Below are 20,685 nucleotides of genomic sequence, written 5' to 3' on the forward strand. Positions count from 1 at the left end.
GCCGGCCCGGCCGCCGCCGTCGCGGTGGCGGCGGGTGGCGTGCAGGGCCAGCACGACGATCAGCGGCAGCAGGACGGTCCCGACACCGAGCTGGGACATGGCGACGTCGGGCGCCTGCAGGATCAGGAACAGCAGCCCGAGCACCATCCCGTACCCCGACAGGACGATCGCCTGCCGGACGGTGCCGCGGGTCAGCACGACGGCGGTGGCCATCAGCGCGGTCAGCGCGAGGGCGGCGCCGATGAGCGCGTCGGCGAGCGGCCCCGACAGCGCACTCGAGGACAGGGCGTTCGAGGACAGGGCGTCCAGGGAGGAGGTGGTCACGGCGGGTTCACTCCGATCCGCCGGCGGCGCGCTCGACGGCCTGCCCGGCGGTCACCAGCGCGGGCGGGCCGGTCGCGGCGAGCAGCACGGCGATGACGGCGAGCTTGGCGACGTCGTGCCAGGACGACCAGGGCCGCAGCGCCGTCCCGGCGATCAGCAGCGGCGCGGCCAGGACGGTGACGGGCGCGACGGCGTGCAGGCGGGCGGCGGCGCCGCGGGTGAAGGGCAGCCGCAGCCCCGCGGCGACGGCGACGGCGGTCCCGGCCCACGTCAGCGCGTCGGCCAGCACGTCAAGGCTCATCGGGCGTCCTCCTCGACCGTGGGCTTCACAGGGTCCGGCTCAGGAACCGGGCGAACACCAGCGACCCGGCGAACGACAGCAGCGCCAGCACCAGCGCCACGTCCAGGTAGGCGGGGCGTCCGTAGGCGGCGGCCAGCAGCACCAGCACGAGGGCGACCAGCGGCCCGGTGACGATGAGCCCGGCGAGCCTCCCGGCGGGGCGGCCGCGCAGCGTGGCCAGCAGCGCCGGCAGCAGCCCGCCGGCCATGACGGCGAGGGCGGGGACCGCGGTGTTCAGCACGTCGGCCGTCACGGCGCCTCCCCGGGACCGCCGACCAGCCCGGCGGCGCGCAGGCCCCGCTCGAACGGGGACGGGGCGGCGACCAGCCGGTGGACGCGCAGCAGGCCCCGCCCGGGATCGACCCCGCCGGCGTAGGTGCCGGGCGCGACCGACATCAGCAGCGTCGCGGTACCGCGCGCGGTCGGGCCGGGGGCCACCGGCAGCGGCGTCCAGTCCCCGCCGGACGCGCCGCGCACGGTGATCCGGGCGGTGTCGGCGGCGACCTGGCCGGGCAGCCGCGCCATCGCCGCCGCGAGCCGGACGCCGGAGGGCCCGCGTCCGTGCCGGGGTCCGTGCCGGGTTCCGGGTCGGGGGCCGGGTCGGTGGGGGGTGCCGGTGAGCAGGGCGCGGCGCCCGGCCACCGCGGCGGCGGCACCGGCCGCGGCGGCCAGGGCCCCGACGGTGGTCTCGGTGATGGAGATCGTCGACACCAGGCCCAGGTACACCGCCAGCAGCACCGTCCACCAGGCCAGCGGCTCGGCGGCGCGGCGTGCGGGCCGCCGCGGGCGGCCCGGGTGCGGCCGGTCGGCACCGGGCCCGTGGTCGCGTCTTGGGGCGGGCATGACCTTCGCCATACCCGGACCGACGACTTCAACCGTCCCGCCCCGCCACCGTCCCGCCCCGCCGCCGGCGACCGCCCCGGCCATGTTTGCCGGGTTCCGCGCGGGTAGGGCGCGATACGGGCCGGTTCGTCCTCGGCGCCGGGACGGGCGCGTTCCTCGACGAGCACATCTGCCCGCCTGCCGGGCGGGGCCGGGCGGCTGCTGCCGCGGCCGCGCCGGTTCCGGCAGCCGGCCACCGCGACGTGTGACCGCCGGCCCGCACGATTCCCCGATTGGAAGGACGCACCGATGGACACCCCCTCGATCCCCGGCGACGGGCCGGGAAAGGCGAGCGGCGGCGCCGGCAAGGCCGGCCGATCCGCCGGCAAGGCGGCCGGGGCGGCGGCGGAAGGCGCGGAGAGCGCCGGGCGGGACACCGCCGGGGCCGCCGCCGGGACCGCGCAGGCCGGCGGGCACGCCGCCGGGCGGGCCGGCGGGCTGGTCGCGGCGCTGCCGGGACGGGCCACGGCCATGGCCCGGCTGGTGACGCTGCGGCGGTTCCTGCGCGCGGCGCCGGTCGCGGCCGCCGCCGTCGCCGGCGTCGTCGTGGGCCGCCTCACCGCCCGCTCCCGCAAACGCTGACCCCCGGCCACCGCCTCCACCGGCGACCCCGGCGGCGCCCCTCGTCCCACGCGGGGGGCGCCGCCGCATGCCCGCACCCCGCCGCGCCCCTCCCTCGCGCCTTGACCGGCCGGTGACCGAAACCGGGCCGCCCGTTTAGAGAGATCGGTGTGGGTACACCGGGGTGCGTGCCGAACCCCCGGACAAACCCCCTGAACGAGGAGATGACATGACTGGGCCGATCGCCCAGCAGACTGCGGGCAGCAACCAAGTCCAGCGCGGCCGATCCGGCAGCAGCCTCGCCGACGTCGTCGACCTGATCCTGGAAAAGGGACTGGTCATCGACGTGTACGCGCGGGTGTCGCTCGTCGGGATCGAGATCCTCACGGTCGACGTGCGCATCGTCGTGGCCAGCGTCGACACCTACCTGCGGTTCGCCGAGGCCGTGAACCGGCTCGACATCGCCCACGACGGCACCTCCCAGGGCCTGCCGCAGTTCGTGGAGGGCATGCAGGAGTCGGGCGCGAAGAAGAAGACCCGCGGCGCCCTGGAGGGCGCGCAGGAGCGGCTGAAGGAGACCTTCGGCGGCGATTCCGACGATTCGGAGGAGGAGAAGCAGCCCGCGCGGCGCCGCTCGTCCCGCAAGAAGGAGGACGAGGAAGAATGACCACGCCGCAACCCCCCGCCGCGGCGGCGCCGGGTGACCGGGCCCCGCAGTACGTGTACGGAGTGATCCGCGCGGACGCCGAACTGCCCGCCGACGTGGCGGGCCTGGACGACCGTCCGGTGTCGCTGGTCCGCGACGGCGGCGCGTGCGCCGCGGTCGTCAGCGACCTGCCCGCCGACCGGCCGCTCGGCGAGCGCGCCGACCTGGTCGCGCACCAGCGGGTGCTGAACGCGCTGGTGGACGCCGGCACCGTCGTCCTGCCGTTCCGGTTCGGGGCGGCGCTGGCCGACCGCGACGCCGTGGAGAAGGAACTGCTCGCCGGGAACTCCGAGCGGCTCGGGCAGGTCCTGGACGGCCTCGACGGCCGGGTCGAGCTGCGCCTGAAGGCCACCTACGTCCAGGACGAGGTCCTCGGCGAGATCATGGCGGCCGAACCGGAGATCGCCGAGCTGTCGCGGCGGCTGCGGGAGGTCCCGGCCGACGCCGCCGACGCCGTCTACTACGACCGCATCCGGCTCGGCGAGCTGATCGCGCAGGCGATGGAGCGGCGCCGCGAACACGACGGGCGGGTCCTGCTGGACGCCGCGGCCCCGGCGGCCGAGGCGTTCGCGCGCAAGACCCCCGCCCGGGAGGAGGACGTCCTGGACGCCTCGTTCCTGGTCCGCGCCGACCGCCGCGACCGGTTCGAGCAGGCCGTGGACGAGCTGGGCCGCGCGCACGGCGACCGGATCCGGATCCGGGTGATCGGGCCGCTGCCGCCCTACGACTTCGTTCCGGAGGCGTGAGGGCGATGGGACTGTTCAGCGGGCTGGTGACGCTGCCGCTCGCGCCCGTCAAGGGCGTGGTGTGGCTGGCCGAGACCCTCACCGAGCAGGCCGAGGCGCAGCTGTACGACCCGGGGCGGATCGCCGCCGAGATGCAGGAGGTCGCCGACGAGGCCGCCGCGGGCGAGATCACCGAGGACGAGGCCGCGGACCGCGAGGAGGACCTGATCCGCCGCCTCAACGAGGGCCGCGCCCGCGGCTACCGGCCGGGCCCGTAGGGAGGCCGCCGATGATGTCCGCGTCCGAGGCCGCCAAGAGGGCGGTCGAGCACGTCACCGCGATGACCGGCCGCAGCGCCGAGAGCGTGGTGGGGATCGAGCGCGCCGGCGAGGACGGCTGGCGGGTCACGGTGGAGGTCGTGGAGACGCGCCGCATCCCCGACTCCGCCGACATCCTCGCCTGCTACGACACCGAGGTGGACGCGGACGGCGACCTGGTGGCCTACCGCCGTGTCCGCCGCTACCCGCGCGGACGAGTGGAAAGGGACTGACCCGAGTGAGCGAGATCTCCTGGACCGGCGACCGGTCCCCGGCACGGTCGATGGCCGGCGAGCGGACCTCGGCCAACCTGGCGGACCTGCTGGAGCGCATCCTCGACAAGGGGATCGTGATCGTCGGGGACATCCGGGTGAACCTGCTCGACATCGAGCTGCTGACCATCAAGCTGCGGCTGCTGGTCGCGTCGGTGGACCGGGCCAAGGAGATGGGCATCGACTGGTGGGAGCACGACCCGTCGCTGTCGTCCAGGGCCCGGCAGGACGACACCGGCGGCGAGCGGGACGCCGACCGCGAGCTGCGGGAGGAGAACCGGCGGCTGCGCGAGCGCCTCGCCGCCCTGGAGGCCGGCGAGACGGGCGAGACCGGCGGGGCGGGCGGGGACGCCGCGGCCCGCCCGGCACGGGGGAAGGAGTCGACATCATGACCGGCACCGAAGCCGGCACGGAAGCCGCCGGCACCGAAACGGCCGTCTACCTGTACGGGGTGGCGCGCGGCCTGGACCCGGCCGCGCTCGGCGGCGCCCGCGGCGTGGCGGGTGCACCCGTCCGCGGCGTCCTCGCCGCCGACCTGACCGCGCTGGTCAGCACCGTCGCGCTCGCCGAGTACGGGGAGGCGGCGCTGCGCGCCAACCTGGAGGACCTGGCGTGGCTGGAGGCCACCGCCCGCGCCCACCACGACGTGGTGGACCTGGCCGCGCACGCCGCGCCGACCGCGCCGGTGCGGATCGCGACGATCTACCGCGACGACGCCCGCGTCGCCGAGGTCCTGGCCGCGCAGGGCGGCCGGTTCACCGACATCCTCGACCTCATCGCCGGCCGGTCGGAGTGGGGCGTGAAGGCCTACGCCGACCCGGAGACCATGCGCGGCGACACCCCCGCCGGCGAACCCGCCGACACCCCGGCCGACGCCTCCGCCGGCGGCCCGGCCGGCGGCACCGATCCCGGTGGGGGGCTCGCGCCCAGGGCCGAGCCCCTCACCGGCCCACGGCCCGCCGCCCCCGCGAGCGGCTCCTCCGGCGCGGGGGCGGGGACGGCGTACCTGCGGCGCCGGCAGGAGGAGCGCCGCCGCCGCGCCGACGCCGGACGCCGGGTGAGCGAGCAGGCCGGCGCCGTGCACGCCGAGCTCGCCGACCACGCGGTGGCGTCCCGGCACCATCCGCCGCAGGACCCGCGCCTGTCGGGCCGGCCGGGCACCCAGATCCTCAACACCGCCTACCTGCTGGACGAGGAGCAGGTCGCGGGCTTCCTGGCGGTGACGCGGGCCGCGGGGGAGCGGCTGGCGGGCATCGAGGTGGAGGTGACCGGGCCGTGGCCGCCCTACTCCTTCATCGACACCGCCGGCGCCGCGGCCGCCCGCGTCCCGGGGGACGCGTGACGGCCGTCCTGGACCAGGGCGGCGACGCCCCGATGGAGCGGATCGCGCTGGTCGACCTGCTGGACCGGCTGCTGGCGGGCGGCGTCGTCATCACCGGCGACCTGGTGATCTCGATCGCCGGGGTCGACCTGGTGCAGGTGTCGCTGCGGGCGCTGATCACCACCGTCCGCGACGAGCTGCTGCCCGAGGAGGAGACCCCGTGACCCGATCCGACCGCGACCCCCGCGACCGTGACGCCCGCGACCGTGACCGTGACCGCGGCGGGGAGGCGGTGACGGGGGAGGTGTCGGTGCGCGACCCCGCCGTCGGCGACCCGTTCACCGGCGACATCCTCGCCGGCCGCACCGGCGGCGACGCCGCGGCCGCACCGGTGCGGGCCGCGCCCGCCCGCGAGCGGGACCTGCGGGAACGCTCGTCCCGGACGATGCAGCGGCTGCGGTCCGACCCCGAGACCGTCGAACGCGACCTGGTCAAGCTCGTCCTGACCCTGGTCGAGCTGATCCGGCAGCTGATGGAGCGGCAGGCGCTGCGCCGCGCCGAGGGCGGCGACCTCACCGACCGGCAGGTCGAGGACCTCGGGCTGGCGCTGATGCGGCTGGAGGAGGCCATGACCCGGCTCAAGGACCACTTCGGCCTCGACGACCACGACCTCAACCTCGATCTGGGCCCGCTCGGCCCGCTCCTGCCCGACGACTGAGCGCGGCCCGCCCGCGGCTCACGCGGGGGTTCACCCGGGGTTCACGGCGGTCGCTTTGAAGAACGTGTAGTGGAACGTCCCGTCCGCCCCGGCGGCGCGGCGCAGGCCGGCGACGCCGCGGTCCCAGTCGGCGGGCGTGGTCAGCCCCGCCGCGACCGCGTCGCCCCGGACCGCCGCCACCATCGCGGTGAAGGTGCCGAGCGTGAACGCCTCGGCCAGCGCCGGACGGTCCGCGTCGGTGTACACCGTGCGGGGCCCGGCGGCGATCCCCGCGTATCCGGCGGCGGCCAGCAGCGGCCGCAGCCGCCGCCCGATCAGCGCGTCCCCGCCCGCCGCGGCCTGCAGCGCCGCCAGATGCGCGATCGCGGCGCGGGCGTGGGCGCTGTCGGGGTGCAGGAACGCCGACCCGTGGTCGCCCTCGACCACCGTCAGCGTCCCGCCCGGCCGCAGCACCCGCCGCAGCCCCGCCAGCGCACCGCCCGGATCCCGCAGATGCTCCAGCACGAAGCAGACGAACACGTGGTCGAACGCGGCATCGCCGAACGGCAGGTCGTACAGGTCGGCCCGGCGCCATTCCACGCGCGCGCCGGGACGTTCCGCCGCGACCCTCGCGCGGGCCTGCGCGAGCGACGCCGCGGACACGTCCACCGCGGTCACGTGCGCGCCGGGGGAGCGGGCCACCAGATGCACCGTCTGCGCGCCGACCCCGCAGCCGGCCTCCAGCACCCGGCTTCCCGCCGGATAGGACGTCCCGGCGTGCAGCAGTTCGGCGAGCGCGTCGGCCTGGTCGCCGAGCCGCCGCGCCTCCCGCCCCGAATACCCGTGCACATACCCGGCGTTCGCCGCGGTCGCGTTCGCCGCGGTCGCGTTCGCCGCGGTCGCGTTCGTCATCTCCATGGGATCACCCTGGGGTCCACAATGGTCCGGTGCACAGGTCCAATGGCGACGAACCCGACCGGGCCATAACCCGGGGGTCGGACTTCCTGCAGCTCGACCCCGCCGACGCCCCGCCCGGCGGCCTGTCGGACTGGCTCGCGCGGCGGCTCCGCGACGCCATCGCCGACGGCCGCCTGCCCGTCGGCGGCCGCCTCCCGCCGACCCGCGCCCTGGCCGCCGAACTGCGCGTCTCGCGCGGCGTCGTCACCGAGGCCTACCAGCGGCTCGTCGACGACGGCCACATCGCCGGACGCGGCCGCGCCGGCACCGTCGTCGTCGCCGCCCCCGCCGCGCCCGGCCCCGGCCCCGCCGAGGGCGTCCCGCTCACCCCGCCCGCGGCCGCCCCGTTCCCCGGCGAGCCCGGCGCCGACGCCTTCGACGCCCTGCGCGCCGCGCCCGCCCGCATCGACCTGACCCCCGGCGTCCCCGACCTGTCGGCGTTCCCCCGCGCCGCCTGGCAGCGCGCCGAACGCACCGTCCTGTGCGACCTGCCCGCCGCCGGCCTCGGCTACGGCGACCCCCGCGGCGCCCCCGCGCTGCGCACCGCCGTCGCCGGCTGGCTCGCCCGCACCCGCGGCGTCCGCGCCGACCCCGCCGGGATCGTCGTCGTCGCCGGCACCGCGCAGGCCCTCGGCCTGATCACCCGAGTCCTGGCCCGCACCGGGATCGGCGCGGTCGCGGTCGAGGACCCCGGCTCCCTCGGCGTCCGCCAGCACCTGCGGCACGGCGGCATGGACACCCCGCCCGTGCCCGTCGACGCCGGCGGCGTCCGCGTCGACCGGCTCCGCGCCACCGGCGCCCCGGCCGTGCTGCTCACCCCCGCCCACCAGTTCCCGACCGGCGCCGTCCTCGCCGGAGACCGCCGCCGCGACCTCATGCGCTGGGCCGCCGCCGGCGGCCTGATCATCGAGGACGACTACGACGCCGAGCACCGCTACGACCGGCCGCCCGTCCCCGCCCTGCGCGCCATGCTCACCGACCGCGTCTTCCACGCCGGCAGCGTGTCCAAGCTGCTCGCCCCGGCGCTGCGGACCGGCTGGCTGCTGCCCCCGCCCGCGTTCCTGGACGCGATCGTCGCCGAGAAGCGGTTCGCCGACCTCGGCAACGCCGCCCTGCCCCAGCTCGTCCTCGCCGAGCTGATGGCCTCGGGGGAGATGGAGCGCATCCTGCGGCTGCTGCGGCGCCGCCACCGCCGCCGCCGCGACGCCATGATCGACGCGATCGCCGCGCACCTGCCCGGCGCGGCCGTGCACGGCGCCGCCGCCGGCCTGCACCTCACCATCACCTTCCCCGGCCCCGCGTTCACCGGCCTCGACGACGCAGCGCTCGCCGCCGCGGCCCTGGACGAGGGCGTCAAGGTGCAGCCGCTGTCGTGGCACGCCCAGCGGCCGGGACCGCCCGGCCTCGTCCTCGGCTACGCCGCCGCGGGCACGTCCGCCATCGCCGACGGCGTCGCCGCCCTCGGCCGCGCCCTCACCACCCGGCCGGTCAGGCGGTGAGGAGCTCGGCGTCCCGCAGGTCGCGGTAGGCGCCCGGCACCGCCAGCAGGTCGGCGTGCCGGCCCCGCTGCACGATCCGGCCCCGGTCCATCACCACGACCTCGTCGGCGGCCTCCAGCGCCGCGAGCCGGTGCGTGACCAGCAGCAGCGTCCCCCCGCCCGGCGCCTCCAGCAGGTCCCGGGTCAGCGCGTCCGCCGTCACCGGGTCGAGCGCCTCGGCGGGCTCGTCCAGCAGCAGCACCGGCGGGTCGGCCAGCAGCGCCCGCGCCAGCAGCAGCCGCTGCCGCTGCCCGCCCGACAGGCCCCGCCCGCCCGCGCCGACCACCGTGTCCCACCCGTCCGGCAGCGCCTCCACCACCTCCGCGAACCGGGCCCGCGCCGCCGCCGCCCGCAGCTGCTCCCCGCTGGCGTCCGGGCGGGCCAGCAGCAGGTTCGCGCGGACCGTCCCGGCGAACACGTGCGCGTCCTGCGCCAGCCCCCGCACCGCCGCCCGCACGTCCCCCGGCGCGTACCGGGCCAGCGCCCGGCCTCCCAGCAGCACCGCACCCGACACCGCCGAGACCTGCCCCGACACCGCCGCCAGCAGCGTGCTCTTCCCCGCGCCGCTCGCCCCCACGACCGCGACCCGCCGGCCCCGCTCCACCCGCAGGTCCACCCCGTCCAGGGCGACGCTCCCGCCGTAGGACACCCCGACGCCGAGCAGCTCCACCTCCAGCGGGCCCCGCGGCACCGCCACCGGACGCGACACCGCCAGCTCCGGGGGAGCGGCCAGCACCGCACCGACCCGCCGCACCGCCGGCCACACCTCCCGCAGCCGCTGCGCCGCCCCCGCCAGCGGCAGCACCGACTCCACCGCCACCAGCGCCGTCAACGCCAGCACCGCCGCCCCGACCTCGTCCACCCCCGCCCGCAGCCCGACCCACGCCACCGCCGCGACCGTGACGCCCTGGACCGCGAACCCCGCCCCGGCCACCAGCGCCGCGAGCCGCGCGGCCGACCGCTCAGCACGCTCCAGCCGCCCCGCCGCCTCGCCCGCACGCGCCGTGAACCGGGCGGAGGCACCGAACATCGCCAGGTCCGCCGCGCCCTCCAGGACGTCCAGCGCCCGCACCGCCAGCTCCTCGCGCGCCGCCGCGGCCCGCGCCGCCGCACGGCCCCCCGCGGCCGCCGCCACCACCGGCAGGACCACCGCCGCCACCAGCAGCCCCGCCCCCAGCACCGCACCCGCCGGCGCGTCCACGGCCGCGCACACCGCCACCCCCGCGCCGCCGCACGCCACCGCCGCCACCGCGGGCAGCGCGCACCGCAGCAGCAGGTCCTGGACGGCGTCCACATCCGACACCATCCGCGTCAGCGCGTCCCCGTCCCGCACCTGCCCCCGACCGCGCCCCCGACCGTCGTGGCCCTGATCGTGCGCCTGATCGTGCGCGGGGGGCCGCGCCGCCGCCAGCGCGTCGAACACCCGGCCCCGCAGCTCCGCCAGCGCCCGCAGCGCCGCGTCGTGCCCGGCCAGCCGCTCCACATACCGCAGCGACCCCTTCGCCAGCGCGAACCCCCGCACCGCCACGATCGCCAGCGACAGCGCCGCCAGCTCCGGCCGCTGCGACGCCCGCGCGATCAGCCACGCCGCCGCCGCGATCAGCCCCAGCCCGCACAGCTCCGCCGCCGCACCCGCCAGACCCGCGCCCACCAGCCGCGGCAGGTGCGGCCGCACCGCACCCCACACGCCCCGCACCGCGCCCCTGTTCACGCCGCCTCCATCCCGGCCGGCTCGGCCACCCGGCCGCCCTCCAGCCGCACCACCCGGTCCACCGCCCGCAGCAGCGCCGGACGATGCGCCACCAGCACCGCCGTCCGCCCCACCAGCAGCCGCGCCGCCGCGTCCACCAGCACCCGCTCGCTGTGCAGGTCCAACCGCGCCGTCGGCTCGTCCAGCAGCATCACCGGACCGCCCGCCAGGAACGCCCGCGCCACCGCGAGCCGCTGCCGCTGACCCGCCGACACCCCCGCCCCGCCCTCGCCCAGCACCGTCTCCAACCCCCGCGGAAGCTCCTCGACGAACCCGGCAGCGGCCGCCCGCACCGCCGCGCCGACCTGCGCGTCACTCGCATCCGGCGCCCCCAGCCGGACGTTGTCGGCCACCGACGCCGCGAACAGGTGCGGACGCTGCGGCACCCAGCCCACCCGCGACCGCCACCCCGCCGCGTCCAGATCCGCCAGATCGACCCCGTCGACCAGCACCCGCCCCGCATCCGGGGAGACCAGCCCCGCCAGCACCAGCAGCAGCGTCGACTTGCCCGCACCCGACGGACCCGTCACCGCCACCCGCTCACCCGGCCCCACCCGCAGCGACACCCCGTCCAGCGCCGCCCGCTCCGCACCCGGATACCGCACCGTCACCCCCTCCAGCACGATCTCCGGCGCCGACCCGGCGACGGCGACCCCGCCGCGCGCCGCGGGAACGGGCGCGTCCAGCACCGCGAACGCCGCCTCCGCCGCCGCCACCCCCTCCGCACTCGCGTGGAAACGCTGCCCCAGCGCCCGCAGCGGCAGATACACCTCCGGCGTCAGCACCAGCACCAGCAGCCCCGTCGCCAGCACCATCCGGCCCTCCAGCAGACGCAACCCCACCGGCACCGCCACCAGCGCCACCGACAACGCGCACACCAGTTCCAGCACCAGCGACGACAGGAACGCCACCCGCAGCGCCCGCACCGACGCGCGGCGGTGCTCACCCGCCAGCTCCCGCACCACCCGCGACTGGTGCTCGGTCCGGCCGAACGCCCGCAGCGTCCCCAGACCGGCCAGGACGTCCCGGAAATGCCCGCCCAGCCGGTGCAGCAGCCCCCACTGCCGGCCCGTCAGCGCCGCCGTCCGCATCCCCACCAGCGCCCCGAACACCGGAACCAGCGGCAACGTCACCGCCACCACCAGCGCCGACGCCCAATCCGCCGCCACCAGCCGCGCCAGCACCAGCGGCGGCACCACGCACGCCGCCAGCAACTGCGGCACGTACCCGGTGAAGAACGGATCGACCGCGTCCAGCCCCCGCGTCAGCAGCGTCACCCGCGACCCCGCCGCACCCGCCGGACGCTCCAGCAGCCCCGCCCGCAGACCGCGCTTCACCCGCGCCGCCGCACGGCCCGCCGCCAGTGCCGCCGCCCACGCCAGCACCGCCCGCCCCGCCACCGCACCCGCCAGCCACGGCAGCGGACCCGCGTCCAGCCCCGCCACCGCCCGCACCAGCAGCTCCGCCTGCACCACCAGCAGGACGCCCTGCCCCGCCGCCAGCACCCCCAGCAGCACGCACACCCGCCGGGGAAGCAGCCCCAGCAGACGCCGCTCGACCACCCGCACCGCCGCCCCCTACAGGTACGAAGGGGCCTGGACCCGGCCCCGGAACGTCCACCACACCAGCGCCTGCGACGCCAGCAGGAACGGCAGCACCACCACCGTCCCCACCACCGTCAACGCCAGCCCGCCGCCCTCGGCCACCACCCGCGACCACGGCACCTCCACCCCCGCCACCACCGGCGCGCACCCCATCACCAGCGCCGACAACCCGTACCGGGACGGAACCCGGCGCGCCCGCGCCGCCAGCTCGGCCGGCAGCCGCCACCGCGCGAACCCCGCGCCGTGCCAGGCGAACAGCACCGCCAGCGGCAGCCCCGCCACGCTCCCGGCGTTCAGCCCGCCGCCCGCCAGCACCGACCCCAGCACCGAGCCCCACGCCAGCGCCAAAGCCCAGCTGCCCGCCACGATCGCGCCGTCCCACACCGACCGCCACGCCGCCGCGTCCACCCGGCCCCGCAGCCACAGCCCCATGTCCCGCATCACCCAGCCGATCAGCAGCACCACCACCAGCGGGTACAGCTCCTCCAGCAGCCGGTGCTCCAGCCCCGGGAACGCACCCGCCACCAGGCCCACCGCCGCCACCAGCCACACCTCGTTGCCCAGGAAGAACGGCGCGAACGAGGCGATCACCAGCCGCCGCTCCCGCTGGTCCCGGCCCAGCCACGGCAGCAGCATCCCCACCCCGATGTCCGCGCCGGCCAGCACCAGATACCCGCCGGCGAACACCGCCAGCAGCACCATCGCGAGCACATCCATCATCAAGCTCCTGTCGAAACGCCGGGCAACGGAAGATCGGACATCGCGATCACGGGCAACGCGATCACGGCCATCGAGATCACGGGCATCAGAACGTCGGGCTCAGCGCCGGCGCCGCCGGCTCCACCGGGGGAGAGGCGCCCAGCCCCGCCCCCTCCGGCCCCCGCCGCGCGAACCGCGCCAGCAGCCACGCGTTCACCGCGAACAGCGCGGCGAACAGCACCGAGAACGCCGCGAACGACACCGCGACCGTTCCCGCCCCCACACCCGGCGACAGCGCGTCCTCGGTCTTCAGCACCCCGTAGACCATCCACGGCTGCCGCCCCACCTCCCGGAACACCCAGCCCGAGACCATCGCCACATACGGCAGCGGCACCGCCGCGATCATCAGCACGTGGAACACCCGGCCCCGCACCAGCCACCGCCCGAACGGGAACTTCACCAGCGCGACCATCGCGACCAGCACCATCAGCGACCACATCGACACCATCAGCGCCTCACCGGCCCCCGCCAGCCCCGGCGGCATGTAGTCGTCCGGCCCGAACCGCGCCGTGAAGTCCGCCACCGCCGCCGCCGCACGGTCCCCGCCCGTCTTCGTCGGCTGCGCGTACTCGAACTGCATCCCGCCGAACACCACCACCGGCATCACCGACACGATCACCGTCAGCAGCCCGATCCGCATCGACCGCCGGAAGAACTCCACCTCCGCCGTCCGCCGCAGCAGATGGAAACCGCTCACCCCCGCCATGAGGAAACCCGCCGTCAGCAGGCCCCCGAACAGCACGTGGAAGAACGCCAGCAGCGCCGTCGGATTCGCCAGCAGCGCTCCCGCGTCGGTGAGCCGCGCCGTGCCGTCCACCATCTCGAACCCCACCGGACGCTGCAGCCACCCGTTCGCCACTAGCACGAAATACGCCGACAGGTACGCCGTCAGCGTCACCACCCAGATCAGCGTCAGATGCACCCACCGGTTCAGCCGGTCCCACCCGAAGATCCACAACCCCAGGAACGTCGACTCCACGAAGAACGCGATGATCGTCTCCAGCGCCAGCGGCGCCCCGAACACGCTCCCCGACACCCGCGACAGCCCCGACCAGTTCAACCCGAACTGGAACTCCATCACCAGCCCCGTGACGATCCCCACCGCATAATTGATCACATACAGCTGGCCCCAGAACCGCACCATCCGCGCATGCACCGCACTGCCCGACACCGTCGCCCGCGTCTGCGTCAACGCCACCAGCGTCGCCAGCCCCAGCGTCAGCGCCACGAACAGGAAATGCGTACCGGCCGTCAACGCGAACTGCACCCGCGCCAGCATCAGCGGGTCCCCGCCCATCGCCCCACGCTCCAAGAATCGACCCGAAACCGACCCTCCGATCCTCGGCGCGCACCCACCGCCCGCGAATCAGGCGCGAGCGTTCAACCGCGCTGCGCCTTTCGCGTAGCCGGCCCCCGCCGCCTACATCTCCCGATGTACACGGCCCCGCAGCACCCCCGACCCGAGCACGACCGCCACCACCACGTACGGCACCGCCGCCGCCCCCATCAGCACCCCCGCGCCCGCCCACCGCGACCCCAGCGCCCACCCCGCGTACACCAGCACCGCCACCGTCTCCGAACCGAACCCCGCCACCGACGTCACCGTCGCCCGCGCCCCGTCACCGATCCGGTCCTGCAACCGCGCGTCCGCCGCCGCCATCGCCCACCGGAACACCCCGAACGCCACCGCCACCCCCGCCAGCCCGCCCGGACGCCCGCTCAGCGACCCCGCCGCCAGGCACACCGCACCCGCCACCAGCACCGGCGGCAGCCACCCGGCACGCCGCCCCGCCAGCCAGCCGCCCACCGCGTCCCCGACCGTCACCACCAGCACCAGCAGCGGCACCGCCGCACCCGCCACCCCGGTCGACCGCACCAGCAGCGGCACGTACTCGTCCAGCGACGTCACCCCCTCCAGCACCATCACCAGCACCAGCGCCCACCGCACCGCCGGGTCCCGCCGCACCTGCGCCCACCCCGCACGCACCACCGCACGCAGCGACGCCTCGGCCTCCGCCCCGCCCCGCGACTCCGGCAGGAACCACCCCGCCACCGCGCACGCGACGCACGCCGCCGCACTCGCCACTCCCAGCGCCCGGTACCCGCCGGCCGCCAGCACGGGCGACGCCACCGCCGACGCCGCGACCACCGCCAGCAGCGACACCGCCTCCGACCGCCCGATCAGCCGCGCGTACGCCCCCGCCGCCCCGGCACGCTCCAGCTCCTCGTACACCAGCGCCTGCATCGTCCCCGACCGCAGCGCCGACCCCGCGCCCCACAACACGAAACCCGCGGCGAACGCCGGATACGACGGGAGCAACGCCCAGAGCGCGAAACCGGCCCCCGCCAGCAGGGGAGCGGCCACCAGCAGCAACCGGCGCGAGAACAGATCGGCCCACAGGCCGGACGGCAGCTCCAGCGAGAACGCCGTGACCGACCAGATCACGAACAGCGACGAGATCGCCGCGGGAGACAACCCGGTATCGGCGAACAGCACCGCGTAAACCGGATAAAGAAGGACGAAATCCTCAAGGAAGGCGTACGAATACAGCCTCCGCGCGAGCCCCGCCTCAGGTGAAGATCAATGTCGTCGGCGCATACCCGCACCCTAACCGCCCGCCCGCAGCCCACGCACCCCCGAGACCGCCGGGGGAGGGGAGCGCCCCAAGCAACCGGATCACGCCGGCCGGATCACGCGGCCGGATCACGCCCGAACAGCGCCAGCAGCCGCGCCTGCTCAGAGGCATCGCCCGCGACACCGACCTCCGACCCCACCATTCCCGCCGCACGCCCCCGCGGCGCCATCCGCTCCGCCGTCTCCAGAGCCGAACGCACCAGATCCCCATCGAACTCGACCGCCTGGCCGGTGGCGCGCGCCAGATCCCACGTATGCACCAGCAACTCCAGCGGATACCCCTCGAGCCACTCCCGCACCGTCATGTCCCCGAAAGCCAGCGGGACCGTCCGATCCAGCGCCTCAGGAGTCAACTCCGCCGTCATCCGGGCCCGCACCTCCCGCCAGGACGCCACCGGATCCGCACCCGCGACCTCCCGCCAATCCGGATCGTCCCGGGGGAGAGGCCGCCCCGCCGCCCGCAACTCGATCACCAGCAGCCCGGCCGTGACATGCCCCGCCACATCCACCGCCGCCCACCCCTCGCACGGCGACGGCGACGACCACCGATCCGCCGGCACCGCCGCCAGCACCGCCTCGAACCCGTCCAGCGCACGCACGAAAGGCTCAGGAACCACGCCGACACCACCCCAGGGGCCAGTCACCACCACGCGGACCCCACCAACGTAACGGCCGCCCCGGCCGCACGCCCACCGCTTTCCGGGCGGCCGGCGGACGGCTGACGGCTCAGCGCACCCGGTCGTAGACGAGGCACAACGTGCCGTGCTCACCCGCCGCCTCACCGGCGAGCCCCCACCGCCCCGCGGGCAGACCGTCCTCGAAGAGACGCGGCCCGCCACCGAGGAAGACGGGAAAGACCGTCAGCGCCAGCCGGTCGACCATGTCGGCCGCCAGCAGCGCCTTGATGACACTCGGACTGGACGGCACGAAGATGTCACCGCCCTCAGCCGCCTTGAGCTCCGCCACCACCTCGGCCGCCGGCCGGTCGACGACCGTCGTCCGCTCCCACGGCGCCTCGCCGAGCGTCGAGGAAAGGACCACCTTGTCGGTGCCGACCAGCCACTTCGCGAAACCCTCATCGCGCGGGTCGGCGCCCTCCATGCCGATCACGGTCGGCCAGAAGCCCAGGAAGCCCTCCGCGTTCACCCGCCCCAGCACGGCAGTCGTCGCCGGCTCCCACAGCGCCGTCAGGTGGTCGCGAGCGACGTCGGTGACCGCGTACGGCATCACCCACCCCATGTCCCGCGGGTCGCCCGGCTCGGCGTAGCGGCCGTCCAGGGAGACCGCGATATTGGTGACGACCCTGCGGCCGCCGGTCTGCTCCGTCACTTCGTGCTCCTTGTCCCGGTGTCTTCCGTGTCGAACGTGGCCACGAGCCTGTCGAGGCTCTGACCGAAACCGATCTCGATGCCCGCGATGAAATCCGCCGAATCGACCGTGCTGCCGGTGATCCGGTACTCGACGTCGAGGTCCGTGCCCGCATCGGTGCGCCGCAGATCGAAATCGAGATGACCGGTGAACGCGACACCACCGCCGGGCAGCAGAGGCGACAGCCGGTAGGCGAGACGCTCACCGGGCCGCACCGCCTCCACGACCCCCTCCGCACGTCCGGCCACCACGTCGGAACCGTCGGCGTCCTCGGCATCGCGGTACTCCTGGACGATCCGCCCACCCGCCTCCGCCTCGAAGACCAGCTCGGAAACACGCAGGTCATCGGGCGTCCACCAGCGCGCCAGCAGATCCGACTCGGTCAGATGGCGCCACACCACCTCGGGACGCCCCGCCAGCGACCGGCGGAACCTGAACGAACGCCCGTCCGCCCACCCCGGCTCCCGCGCGGCGGCCCGCTCCGCACCGAGGCTGAGCCCGTACCGCTCGAAGGTCTCACGCGGACCCCCGTCCCGCTCCGCCGTGTCGGCGAGCCGCCCGAGCACTCCCGCCAACTCCCGCAGGGGAGCGGACCGGAGCGCATAGACGCGCCGCTGGCCGGAACGGTGCGACGTGACGACCCCCGCGCGCTCCAGAGCCTGCAGATGCTTGGTCGTCTGCGGCTGCCGCGCCCCGGCGAGCCGCGCGAGCACCCCGACCGACCGAGGCCGCTCGGCCAACAACGCGACGAGCCGCCAGCGGACCGGATCGGCCAGCGCGGCAAGGACTGCCTCCATGCCGCAAAGTATTCTCCATAACGAATATTCATGTCAAGGAATACTTCACCGCCGAGCTCCAGACCGTGGGGAACCGGCAGCCGAAGATCATGGCGAGACGCGCACGACTGCCGGTGACGGCGGACGCCGCAGGCAGTACCGAGATGCCCACCCACCCCGGGCCGCCGACCTGGAGGGTGACCGAGAGGCCGCAGACAGGCTCGGGGGAGACGCAACCCGAGACGTGGGTGTGCCCGCGCGTGCAGGTCGCCGAGGAACCGCCCGGCTACGCGTGGTCGAGGCCCACGGCGATGGTGACGACGAGCCGCAGCGCGAGCGAACTGCATGTGCATCCGCGGACTGAGCCGCCGGGGGACGGGCTCTGGCGCCCTCAATCGGGGCTACTTAACATAATGTACATTATCGACCAACGTCCGGGCCGGCTGGAAGCGGGGCGATGCGGGTACCGCGGGTCGCTCCGTGCAGTCCGTGCAGTCGGGTCACCGGTCGCCGGGTTGTTGGCCGAGGGTGATCCAGTAGCGGTCTTCGCCGCGGATGCGGCCGTCGTGGACGCCGCCGTTCGCGATGATCACGCGGCGGGACGGCTCGTTCTCGGCCGCGCAGGTCAGCAGGACGCGCTGCAGGCCGAGCCGGCGGCACTCCACCAGTCCGGCGGCCAGCATCCGCGTCGCGTGGCCGCGCCGCCGCCAGGGCGTGACGACGTGGTAGCCGACGTGCCCGCCGACCTCGGCCAGTTCCGGTGTCAGGCGGTGCCGGACGATCAGCGTGCCCAGGTAGTGCTCGCCCGAGACGTACCAGAACGTCGTGCACGGGACGCCCCAGCGCTCCTGGACGCCGCGGCGTCGTGCGACGAACGCGCCGAAGTCGCGGTACGCCTCGTCCAGCCAGTCCGCCGGGCCGCCGTCCGCCGCCTGGTCGGCCCGCTCCCCGGCCAGGAACGACGCGTGCACCGCCGTGGTCGGCGCGGCCAGGCGCGGCGGCGGGACGAGATCGCTCACGTGCCCGATTGTGCCGGAATCCGATGAAACCGGTTCCGCGATCCGGGAGTCTCACCTCCTGTCCCCCGATCGACACGACGAAAGGTGACCGTGAGCGAGCACCTCGACCAGGTCTTCGGCCAGCTCGTCAACCGCAGTTGGCAGCGGTTCTCCGAACAGCTCCACACGCGCGAGATCGACGATCTGCTCGTCGGCGCCGTCATCACGGCGGCGGTCGCGCAGGGCAACGCCCTCATCGACCTGAACTCCGACGGGAACCACCACTACCTGCGCTTCCAGCACCGCGAGCGCAAGCACCGGCTGATGTTCCAGCTGACGCACCTGGCGGGCAGCGTCACCGCGGCCAGGACGCTGGGCCAGCACGCGTCGGTGACGATGGCCTACGGCGAGTACGTCCAGGACGCGCGGACGGTGTGGCAGGCGCTGAAGTCCGAGGTCAAGAGCGGTTTCCTCGACGTCGGCGAGCCGGGCGTGCTCACCGTCGACGCCGACCTCGGCACCGGGTACGTGTACGTCCAGGTCCCCCTGCTGCTGGACCTGGAGCCGTACTTCGCCGATCAGTACACGGTGAAGTACCCGGTGCTGCAGGAGCACATCGCCGCCGTCGCCCAGGCCTGTGCGAAGTACCTGCACGGCCGCATCGCCGCCTGAACCGGAGACCGCCATGCTTTCGATGATCAACAAGTTCAAGAACAACGCCGAGGCGCGGGAGAGCAAGGACGAGGCGCTCATCGGCGAGATGGTCTTCACGATGGCGCACCTGGGCTGCCCCGTCATCGGGATCAAGTCCGGCGGCGACCTGCAGTACGTGCGGTTCAAGCCGGTCAAGGACCCGGTCCTGTACAGCTTCACGATCGTGCTGGACCGCAAGACCGGCGACGGCGCGCTCCAGCAGGCGGTGCTCGGCAGTAAGGCGACGCTGACGTTCGTGGCCGAGGTCAAGAACCACATCGCCGACCCGGACGACCTGGTGGCGATGTTCCGCACCGACATGGCCAACATGCTGCGCAGCCCCTGGTTCGGCGACATCAAGCTCGACCACCAGCTCAACTCGATCACCGCGACAAAGAAGCAGCTGATCGACATCGACGACTACGCGGACGCCGACGGCGCCGACCGCGAGCGGCTCCGGCAGCTGCTCCAGGGCACGATGCAGGAGCTGCGCGAGAAGGTGGCCGCGTACAAGAAGTGAGGTCGGCGCGCGGCGAGTGCGGCCCCTCCTCCGCCGGGGCCGCACCGCTCCCCAACGGCAAACCGGACAGAAGCTGGATTCTGTCCGGTTTGCGTACTTTGTCACAGTTAGTCCGATGATGGGTGGTCTGGGGTGCCGCGTGAGGTCCGCGAAGCGGAGCGCGTAGCGGACGGCGGCGCCGCCCGGGTCGTTGTTGCGCAAGTAGAGCTGCAGCAGGAAGCGGCTGGCCTGACCGCCATGACGAAGCCGGGGCGGGGTGCCGGCGCGTCGCTGCTCGAACGCCTCGCGTCCGGGCAGCCGACAGACGGCATTGTTGTTCTCCACGGCGCCGAAGACCTCGCCGTAGCCATGCCGCCGGCGGCGCTGCGCCAGGCCGGGCGGGTGCAGGACGCCGTGCCAGTCGGCGTACTGCCTTCCCGATGTGCCGACGAGCATGGACCTCTCCCCCGCGCCGGGTGCTCCGTGCCGTGGTCATACCCCGCGGCGGACGGGTTCGAGGGCGCGGATGTAGTCGACGAGGCGGACGCCGATCTCGAACGGCAGGTCCGGGGCGTCCAGGTCGAGGTCGGGCCAGGTCTCGGAGACGCGGCGCCAGGTGGTGCGGCCGAGGAACGGGCCGGTGACGGGGTCCTCGCCGAGTTCGGCGCGCCAGCGGGGTTCGGTGGTGCGCAGGCGGGCGAGGACGGCCTGGTTGGCCGGCTCGTCGCGGTGCTCGGCGTGGAAGCCGATCTCGACGGCGTGGGTGCGGGCGCCGGGGGCGAGGTCGGCGGGGATGATCTGGGCCTCGTAGTGCTCGCGCTGCGGTTCGGGGTCGCCGAACCAGGCTTTGACGCCGTTGTGGCGCACCTGGACGTGCGGGCGTCCGAGGGCGGGCGGGGCCGATCCCCGGATGATCTCGCCGACCTGGTCGAACAGTGCGCGGTCCGTCATCGTGCCGATCTT

27 protein-coding genes and 1 pseudogene are annotated in these 20,685 nt (G+C 75.3%); 12 read left to right on the plus strand and 16 right to left on the minus strand.

Going from position 1 to position 20,685, the window contains the following annotated elements; translation table 11 throughout:
• The 4 genes from ABZ806_RS32280 to ABZ806_RS32295 all read right to left on the minus strand — a co-directional run.
• A partial coding sequence (locus ABZ806_RS32280) for a Na(+)/H(+) antiporter subunit B (RefSeq protein ID WP_500221229.1) occupies positions 1–324 on the minus strand: 324 nt, incomplete at its 3' end.
• Between the two features lie 7 nt (positions 325–331).
• Positions 332–625: a monovalent cation/H(+) antiporter subunit G gene (locus ABZ806_RS32285; protein WP_500221230.1), complete on the minus strand. Its 294-nt coding sequence runs from the start codon at positions 623–625 to the stop codon at positions 332–334.
• A gap of 25 nt (positions 626–650) precedes the next feature.
• Positions 651–917: a monovalent cation/H+ antiporter complex subunit F gene (locus ABZ806_RS32290; RefSeq protein ID WP_500221231.1), complete on the minus strand. Its 267-nt coding sequence runs from the start codon at positions 915–917 to the stop codon at positions 651–653.
• On the minus strand, positions 914–1,507 hold the full coding sequence (locus tag ABZ806_RS32295) for a hypothetical protein (RefSeq protein ID WP_500221232.1): 594 nt from the start codon (positions 1,505–1,507) through the stop codon (positions 914–916). Before ABZ806_RS32295 ends, ABZ806_RS32290 begins: the two co-directional genes overlap by 4 nt.
• A gap of 288 nt (positions 1,508–1,795) precedes the next feature.
• On the opposite strand from ABZ806_RS32295, the gene ABZ806_RS32300 reads away from it, so the two are divergent.
• From ABZ806_RS32300 to ABZ806_RS32340, 9 genes are all read left to right on the plus strand, one after another.
• Entirely contained in the window at positions 1,796–2,128 is a 333-nt protein-coding gene (locus ABZ806_RS32300; protein WP_500221233.1) for a hypothetical protein, read from the plus strand.
• Positions 2,129–2,336: 208 nt separating this feature from the next.
• On the plus strand, positions 2,337–2,774 hold the full coding sequence (gvpJ, locus tag ABZ806_RS32305; protein ID WP_500221234.1) for a gas vesicle protein GvpJ: 438 nt from the start codon (positions 2,337–2,339) through the stop codon (positions 2,772–2,774).
• A complete protein-coding gene (locus tag ABZ806_RS32310) occupies positions 2,771–3,559 on the plus strand; it encodes a GvpL/GvpF family gas vesicle protein (RefSeq protein WP_500221235.1) in 789 nt (262 codons plus the stop codon). The genes gvpJ and ABZ806_RS32310 overlap by 4 nt, the downstream gene beginning before the upstream one ends.
• A 5-nt stretch (positions 3,560–3,564) precedes the next feature.
• Positions 3,565–3,816 carry a gas vesicle protein GvpG gene (locus tag ABZ806_RS32315; protein ID WP_500221236.1) on the plus strand — a complete coding sequence of 84 codons (252 nt, stop codon included), beginning with the start codon at positions 3,565–3,567 and terminating at the stop codon, positions 3,814–3,816.
• A gap of 11 nt (positions 3,817–3,827) precedes the next feature.
• Positions 3,828–4,088 carry a gas vesicle protein GvpO gene (gvpO, locus tag ABZ806_RS32320; RefSeq protein WP_500221237.1) on the plus strand — a complete coding sequence of 87 codons (261 nt, stop codon included), beginning with the start codon at positions 3,828–3,830 and terminating at the stop codon, positions 4,086–4,088.
• 5 nt (positions 4,089–4,093) lie between these two features.
• Positions 4,094–4,519 (plus strand): gas vesicle protein, encoded by a 426-nt coding sequence (locus ABZ806_RS32325; protein ID WP_500221238.1) that lies wholly within the window; start codon positions 4,094–4,096, stop codon positions 4,517–4,519.
• Positions 4,516–5,469, plus strand: coding sequence for a GvpL/GvpF family gas vesicle protein (locus ABZ806_RS32330; protein WP_500221239.1), 954 nt, complete (start codon positions 4,516–4,518; stop codon positions 5,467–5,469). Before ABZ806_RS32325 ends, ABZ806_RS32330 begins: the two co-directional genes overlap by 4 nt.
• Positions 5,466–5,672, plus strand: a complete 207-nt coding sequence (locus tag ABZ806_RS32335; protein WP_500221240.1) for a gas vesicle protein — start codon at positions 5,466–5,468, stop codon at positions 5,670–5,672. Before ABZ806_RS32330 ends, ABZ806_RS32335 begins: the two co-directional genes overlap by 4 nt.
• Positions 5,669–6,166 carry a gas vesicle protein K gene (locus tag ABZ806_RS32340; RefSeq protein ID WP_500221241.1) on the plus strand — a complete coding sequence of 166 codons (498 nt, stop codon included), beginning with the start codon at positions 5,669–5,671 and terminating at the stop codon, positions 6,164–6,166. The genes ABZ806_RS32335 and ABZ806_RS32340 overlap by 4 nt, the downstream gene beginning before the upstream one ends.
• 30 nt (positions 6,167–6,196) lie before the next feature.
• Here the strand turns inward: ABZ806_RS32340 and ABZ806_RS32345 are convergent, their stop codons facing one another.
• Positions 6,197–7,063: a class I SAM-dependent methyltransferase gene (locus ABZ806_RS32345; RefSeq protein WP_500221242.1), complete on the minus strand. Its 867-nt coding sequence runs from the start codon at positions 7,061–7,063 to the stop codon at positions 6,197–6,199.
• Between the two features lie 29 nt (positions 7,064–7,092).
• On the opposite strand from ABZ806_RS32345, the gene pdxR reads away from it, so the two are divergent.
• Complete coding sequence (gene pdxR, locus ABZ806_RS32350) at positions 7,093–8,601, plus strand: MocR-like pyridoxine biosynthesis transcription factor PdxR (protein ID WP_500221243.1); 1,509 nt, start codon at positions 7,093–7,095, stop codon at positions 8,599–8,601.
• Here the strand turns inward: pdxR and cydC are convergent.
• From cydC to ABZ806_RS32395, 9 genes are all read right to left on the minus strand, one after another.
• Complete coding sequence (cydC, locus tag ABZ806_RS32355; RefSeq protein WP_500221244.1) at positions 8,591–10,351, minus strand: thiol reductant ABC exporter subunit CydC; 1,761 nt, start codon at positions 10,349–10,351, stop codon at positions 8,591–8,593. The genes pdxR and cydC overlap by 11 nt on opposite strands.
• The gene (cydD, locus tag ABZ806_RS32360; RefSeq protein ID WP_500221245.1) at positions 10,348–11,958 is read right to left on the minus strand and encodes a thiol reductant ABC exporter subunit CydD; all 1,611 of its coding nucleotides are present in this window, start codon (positions 11,956–11,958) and stop codon (positions 10,348–10,350) included. Before cydD ends, cydC begins: the two co-directional genes overlap by 4 nt.
• A gap of 9 nt (positions 11,959–11,967) precedes the next feature.
• On the minus strand, positions 11,968–12,714 hold the full coding sequence (locus ABZ806_RS32365) for a cytochrome d ubiquinol oxidase subunit II (protein ID WP_500221246.1): 747 nt from the start codon (positions 12,712–12,714) through the stop codon (positions 11,968–11,970).
• Positions 12,715–12,799: 85 nt separating this feature from the next.
• On the minus strand, positions 12,800–14,050 hold the full coding sequence (locus ABZ806_RS32370) for a cytochrome ubiquinol oxidase subunit I (RefSeq protein ID WP_500221247.1): 1,251 nt from the start codon (positions 14,048–14,050) through the stop codon (positions 12,800–12,802).
• Positions 14,051–14,173: 123 nt separating this feature from the next.
• A complete protein-coding gene (locus ABZ806_RS32375; RefSeq protein ID WP_500221248.1) occupies positions 14,174–15,250 on the minus strand; it encodes an MFS transporter in 1,077 nt (358 codons plus the stop codon).
• A 194-nt stretch (positions 15,251–15,444) separates the two neighbouring features.
• On the minus strand, positions 15,445–16,038 hold the full coding sequence (locus ABZ806_RS32380) for a TIGR03086 family metal-binding protein (protein ID WP_500221249.1): 594 nt from the start codon (positions 16,036–16,038) through the stop codon (positions 15,445–15,447).
• A gap of 76 nt (positions 16,039–16,114) precedes the next feature.
• On the minus strand, positions 16,115–16,717 hold the full coding sequence (locus ABZ806_RS32385) for a dihydrofolate reductase family protein (RefSeq protein ID WP_500221250.1): 603 nt from the start codon (positions 16,715–16,717) through the stop codon (positions 16,115–16,117).
• Entirely contained in the window at positions 16,714–17,553 is an 840-nt protein-coding gene (locus ABZ806_RS32390; protein WP_500221251.1) for a metalloregulator ArsR/SmtB family transcription factor, read from the minus strand. The genes ABZ806_RS32385 and ABZ806_RS32390 overlap by 4 nt, the downstream gene beginning before the upstream one ends.
• A gap of 479 nt (positions 17,554–18,032) precedes the next feature.
• Positions 18,033–18,551 (minus strand): GNAT family N-acetyltransferase, encoded by a 519-nt coding sequence (locus ABZ806_RS32395; protein WP_500221252.1) that lies wholly within the window; start codon positions 18,549–18,551, stop codon positions 18,033–18,035.
• Positions 18,552–18,641: 90 nt separating this feature from the next.
• On the opposite strand from ABZ806_RS32395, the gene ABZ806_RS32400 reads away from it, so the two are divergent.
• Positions 18,642–19,202 carry a hypothetical protein gene (locus ABZ806_RS32400; RefSeq protein ID WP_500221253.1) on the plus strand — a complete coding sequence of 187 codons (561 nt, stop codon included), beginning with the start codon at positions 18,642–18,644 and terminating at the stop codon, positions 19,200–19,202.
• Positions 19,203–19,215: 13 nt separating this feature from the next.
• Positions 19,216–19,743 (plus strand): hypothetical protein, encoded by a 528-nt coding sequence (locus ABZ806_RS32405; RefSeq protein WP_500221254.1) that lies wholly within the window; start codon positions 19,216–19,218, stop codon positions 19,741–19,743.
• Positions 19,744–19,974: 231 nt separating this feature from the next.
• Here the strand turns inward: ABZ806_RS32405 and ABZ806_RS32410 are convergent.
• A pseudogene (locus ABZ806_RS32410) lies at positions 19,975–20,178 on the minus strand (DUF72 domain-containing protein); the annotation flags it as partial.
• Positions 20,179–20,214: 36 nt separating this feature from the next.
• Positions 20,215–20,673: a hypothetical protein gene (locus ABZ806_RS32415; RefSeq protein ID WP_500221255.1), complete on the minus strand. Its 459-nt coding sequence runs from the start codon at positions 20,671–20,673 to the stop codon at positions 20,215–20,217.
• Between the last annotated feature and the right edge of the window lie 12 nt (positions 20,674–20,685).

It is taken from the genome of Spirillospora sp. NPDC047418, assembly GCF_040643275.1.
Taxonomy (GTDB): Bacteria; Actinomycetota; Actinomycetes; order Streptosporangiales; family Streptosporangiaceae; genus Spirillospora.